Source organism: Desulfovibrio sp. (genome assembly GCF_034006445.1).
GTDB lineage: Bacteria > Desulfobacterota > Desulfovibrionia > Desulfovibrionales > Desulfovibrionaceae > Desulfovibrio.
Genome location: NZ_JAVESS010000038.1, coordinates 1 through 4,825 on the forward strand (window position 1 = coordinate 1; position 4,825 = coordinate 4,825).

Below are 4,825 nucleotides of genomic sequence, written 5' to 3' on the forward strand. Positions count from 1 at the left end.
GGCGGTGATGATGATGTGCGCCGCCGTGTCGAATACTTTGCCAAGAATAGAGACAATGACGGCGTGGAGCTGGTGGATATGGAGGAAGAAGAAATCCTCCAGATCAATACGCCGCTGTCCGGTGTGGTGGACATTGTGCGCCAGGCGCTGGAAATGCTGGCGGCTGTGTGGCGCATGCCTGTCACCAAATATCTGGGCGTAAGTCCCGGCGGTATGAACGCCACAGGCGAATCAGATTTGCAGAATTGGTATGACCATGCTTCGGGGCAGCAGGCCAGCATGTTTGATGAGCCTATGAACACGGCTCTTGCCTTGGCGCAGTTGCACACATTCGGCGCTATTGACCCCGACTGCGGCTTTACCTGGGCGGCGCTCAAAAAGCCCAGTGATAACGAACTTGCAATCATCAATAAAACCAAGGCCGATACAGATGCCGTCTTGCAGCAGTGCGGGGCCATATCCGCCGAAGAAATCCGAGGCCGGTTAAGCAATGATCCGCAGTCGGAATATACCGGGCTTGATGTTGACGAGCTGCCGCAGGCCCCGGGCGGTGATTTGCCCGATGATGTTGACGGGGGATTGCTATGAACACCAGCCGTCCCCTGACCCCGCGCAATACCAGACCGGGCAAACCCGCGCGCCCATCACAGGCTGTTCGCGCCGCATATGCCAAACGGTTGCAGACTCGCCTTGATGAAATGCGGGCCTCGCTGCTCTGGTGGTTGGCTGCGGAATATAAGCGGCAGCAGGAAAAAATCATAGCTTATGACGCGCTGCCCTGGTGGCGTAAAGCTCTGCGAGTGATTGCGCTTGATGCCAGCCCGGCCAATGCAATGCTGACTGCGCTGCGTGTGCGGATGCGACAGTGGACACGCCATTTTGGTGATGCCGCATCAGATGACGCCAAGTGGTTCGCCAGCAGCACGTTGGGGCAGGCCAGCGCCGGGGTTGCCGCAGGCATCAAAGGCGCTACGGGCATTAGCGTACGCTTTAAGACTTCGCGCGCCATGCAGAACACCATGTCCAGCATTGTGGCCGAAAACGCATCACTCATAAAAAGTCTTCCGCAACGGCTGGGGGTAGACCTCGAGGGATTGATCATGCGTTCCGTCCGCTCCGGTCGCGACCTTGGGCAGCTTACAGAGGATATCGGCTCCCGCTTTGATGTCGCGCGCAACCGTGCGGCCTTTATCGCCGAAGATCAGAACAATAAAGCCACAGAAGCCCTTACCCGTCAGAGATATCAGGAACTGGGCATTACCCGCGTGACGTGGGTTCACGTCAGCCGCAGCATACAGGCCCGGGAAACCCACAAGGCGATGGATGGACGTCCTTTCCTTCTTTCCGAAGGACTCTATGACCCGGCGGTGGGTCGAAAGATTCGCCCTGGTGAATTGCCGCGCTGCCGTTGCCAGTACGCCCCCTTGCTGCCCGCATTCGCCCAAAGCCAGTCGGATCTGGCCAAATATGAGGAGGCCGCCAATGCCTAGTCCCAGCATAGCCCTGGACGCGCAGAGCGCCCGTACAAAGGACGCCAATGGGTTCTTGCACGTTCAGGACAACCCCGTCACCCGCGAACAGGTGGCCGTGTATTACGGTAATGAGATTCCGATGTGCGAAGCTTTGGGGCTTGACCCCAAAAAAGAATACCGCCTGTATCGCCCGGGTTCGGAACTGGCCAGAGCCGCGCCCACCATATGCCGTCTCCCGCTGGAACTTATGCACAACGAGACGGATGCGGAAAACCTGCCCAAGGCCCAAATTATCGGCTCGTTGGGCAGTGACCCGCGCTTTGATGGCGAATACCTGCGCATAAGCCTGTGTGTGCATGATGCCGATGCCATACGGCGCATTGAATCCGAGGAACTCAAGGAACTGTCGCTGGCCTACCAATATGATCTGGATATGACGCCAGGTCAGTGGCAGGGGCAGGAGTATGACGGAGTCATGCGCAACCTGCGCGGCAACCACCTTGCCCTGGTCGATGTGGGACGCGCTGGCCCAACTGTGGTCGTGCGCGACAATGCACCCAAACCTCAAACCACGGAGCCTCAAATGCCCCAGAAGAAAACCGTCCTCTTGCCCGCCGGGCTTGTAGGCCGTCTGTTGCGCCACCTGAAAGGTGGCCGCATGGCCAAGGATGCCGCCCCCGGTGAAATTGAATCCCAGGAAAAAGCCCTTACCGAAGAACTGGCCAAGCAAAAGGTGCTGGAGCTGGTTGAAAAGGCTGCCGACACCGACCCCGGTGACGATCCTGGCAAAGGCAGCGCCGACCCGCCCGCCAAGGATGAAGGCGATCCCACCCCCAAAGCGGAAGACAACGAGCAGCGCACACAGCTCATGGCCCTTTTGGCCGACCTGCCTGAAGAAAAACGGGCTGCCATCGCCGCCTTGCTGGAAAAACTTCTGCCTGCTGCGGCTTCTGACGAAGAACAGCCGCCCAAGGCCGCAGACAGCGATCAACCCGAAGAGGCGGAAAAGGCACAGGATGAAGGCGAACCCGCTGACCCGGCCAAAACGGCAGCGGATGCCGCCAACACCGCACTGGTCAGGATGCAGGCCATTATGGATGCCCAGCGCGACACCCGGCCCATACTGGGTGAAACCACGGTCAATGTGGCCCGCGACAGCGCCGAAGATCTCTATGGCATGGCCCTGCGCCGCATGGGCGTGGATACGTCCGGCATGCCCAAGAGCGCTATGCGCCACAGCTTCCTTGCGGCCATGAAAACCCGCAATCAGGGATGGGTCAGCCCGGTACGTGCCAATGACGCCGCGCCGGAAGCTGCCAAGGGATGTTTTGCTCACCTCAACCGTCTGCGTAAGTCCCGTTAGGGAAAGGAGCCATCATGGCAACCCAAAAACAGGTGGGCGGTATCGCCCTGGGCGTGCCCGGCACGCTGTATGGCCATAACCCGGCCACATTCTATCTCCCTACGCCTCTTGCGGGTGCGGGCGGCGTAACCATTGGCAACTTCGTCTGGCCTGATGCTGAAGGCGCGATGGTCAACAAAGGCACAGGCACCCCCTCCGGTGTCGTTGTGCGTGTGCGCGTTCAGCCCCTGGCGTCCGATGAGGACGCCACCATGCTCATTCCCGCCGGGCATGCTGTCCCGGTACTTGTGCGGGGGCCCATCATTCTGGCGTCTGCCTCGGCCCCAAGCATCGGTCAAAAGGTCTTTGCCAGCCTGACCACCGGATCCGTCAGTACAGCCGCCGCCGGGGCCACGGTGGAAGGCCACGTTGAAACCGAATTTACCGTCCGCACATCTGCGGCGGCGGGTGCGCCTTTTGTGGCATCCCGCGACTAGGAGATCTCTTATGCCTATGACCTTGCAGAAACTGCGTGATTTCGGCTTTATCGTGGATGGGGCCACCAAAATCATGGACCCCAATAAAGCCTATGACGCTGCCCCTGTCACCGCGCCCAATGCCGGTGTTCCCACGGAATTTACCACCTTTTTCAACCCGCAGGTGGTCGAAATCCTGACCAGCCCCCGCCGCGCCAGGGCTATCTATCCTGAAGTCATCAAGGGTGATGCCACCACCAGCTCCGTCCGATTCCCGCTGGCTGAAGCTGTGGGCCATACTGCCCCGTATGACGACTTCAGCAACGGCGGCAGCGCGGACGTCAACAATAACTGGGCCACGCGCGATACCTATCTTTTCCAGACAATCCGCCGCGTGGGCGATCTGGAAGAGGAAATGTCCGGCCTTGCCCGCGTGAGCCTCGGCACGGGCACACAGCGTTCCGCCGCCCTGGTCATTGATGTGGACGTCAACCGCTTCGCCCTTCAGGGCGTGGCTGGTCGCCGTATCTATGGCCTCATGAATGACCCCAGCCTCAATGCCAATATCACGCCCAACAGCGTGACGCCCGAGGGCGGCGGCGCAGCCGTCACCGACTGGGAAAAGAAAACCTCGCGCCAGATATATGACGATGTGCGCAAGCTCTATGCTGCCCTGGTGAACCAGATGGGCGGCAACGACAACGTAACCTCCGATGGAGTTGATGACCGCCTGGTGCTGGTCTGCTCCCCTGGCGTGTACGCCATCATGGGCGCGGCCACGGACTTTAACGTGTCTGCTCTGGACATGATCAAAAAGTTCCTTCCCAAGCTGGAAATCGTCACCGTGCCGGAATTTTCCACGGCCAGCGGTGAGCTGGTGCAGCTCATTCAGCCCGAATTTCAGGGCCAGGCAACTGCGGAAATCGGCGCAACCGAAAAGTTCCACGCCTTCCCCGTGGTGCGCGGGCTTTCCAGCTATGCACAGAAGTTCCGCGCCGGCACATGCGGCACCCTCATTTATCGCCCGGCAGCCATCGCCGGCATGATCGGCGTGTAGGAGATACTCATGGCCAAGACTACCAATATTACTGCGACCATTGATGTGTATTGCAAAATGCCCCAGGGCGTCTGCTTTGACCTTAAGTGCGGGAGCGTCACGATCAAGGGCAAACCCCTTTCCGCGCTGGTTGACCCCAATGGCAATCCCGCCCCCGGAACCGCATACGGCGTGACCACCCTTACTGCCGAACAGTGGGAAGAAATAACGGGCAAATATGGGCATATGGCCATGTTTGCCAAAGACTCTCCCGTCATCTTTGCTGCTCCCTCCAAAAAGGGTGACGCCCAGGCGAACGAACAGGCCAATGTCAAAACGGGCTTTGAACAGGTGCAGGTTGACGGGGCCAATGCCGACAAGAGCCTGAACACAACGCCGGATAAATCGTAATGGCGCGGGTATCCCTGAATATAGCCGAGTGGCGGGCAATGTTTCCCCAGTTTGGCGATGAGGCGCTTACGCCTGATTCTCTGCTGAC

General features: G+C 59.4%; 6 protein-coding genes. All 6 read left to right on the forward strand.

The features are described from left to right. Window positions 1–588, forward strand: a 588-nt coding sequence (locus RBR41_RS14455; RefSeq protein ID WP_320353375.1) for an anti-CBASS protein Acb1 family protein, incomplete at its 5' end; no start/stop codon positions are given. Further along, on the forward strand, window positions 585–1,490 hold the full coding sequence (locus tag RBR41_RS14460) for a minor capsid protein (RefSeq protein WP_320353377.1): 906 nt from the start codon (window positions 585–587) through the stop codon (window positions 1,488–1,490). The genes RBR41_RS14455 and RBR41_RS14460, both read left to right, overlap by 4 nt. Continuing rightward, window positions 1,483–2,835: a DUF2213 domain-containing protein gene (locus RBR41_RS14465; RefSeq protein ID WP_320353378.1), complete on the forward strand. Its 1,353-nt coding sequence runs from the start codon at window positions 1,483–1,485 to the stop codon at window positions 2,833–2,835. The genes RBR41_RS14460 and RBR41_RS14465 overlap by 8 nt, the downstream gene beginning before the upstream one ends. A 14-nt stretch (window positions 2,836–2,849) precedes the next feature. Then, the gene (locus RBR41_RS14470; protein WP_320353380.1) at window positions 2,850–3,311 is read left to right on the forward strand and encodes a hypothetical protein; all 462 of its coding nucleotides are present in this window, start codon (window positions 2,850–2,852) and stop codon (window positions 3,309–3,311) included. Between the two features lie 10 nt (window positions 3,312–3,321). Next, a complete protein-coding gene (locus tag RBR41_RS14475) occupies window positions 3,322–4,347 on the forward strand; it encodes a major capsid family protein (protein ID WP_320353382.1) in 1,026 nt (341 codons plus the stop codon). Between the two features lie 9 nt (window positions 4,348–4,356). Beyond that, window positions 4,357–4,737, forward strand: coding sequence for a hypothetical protein (locus RBR41_RS14480; protein ID WP_320353383.1), 381 nt, complete (start codon window positions 4,357–4,359; stop codon window positions 4,735–4,737). The last annotated feature ends 88 nt before the right edge of the window (window positions 4,738–4,825 follow it).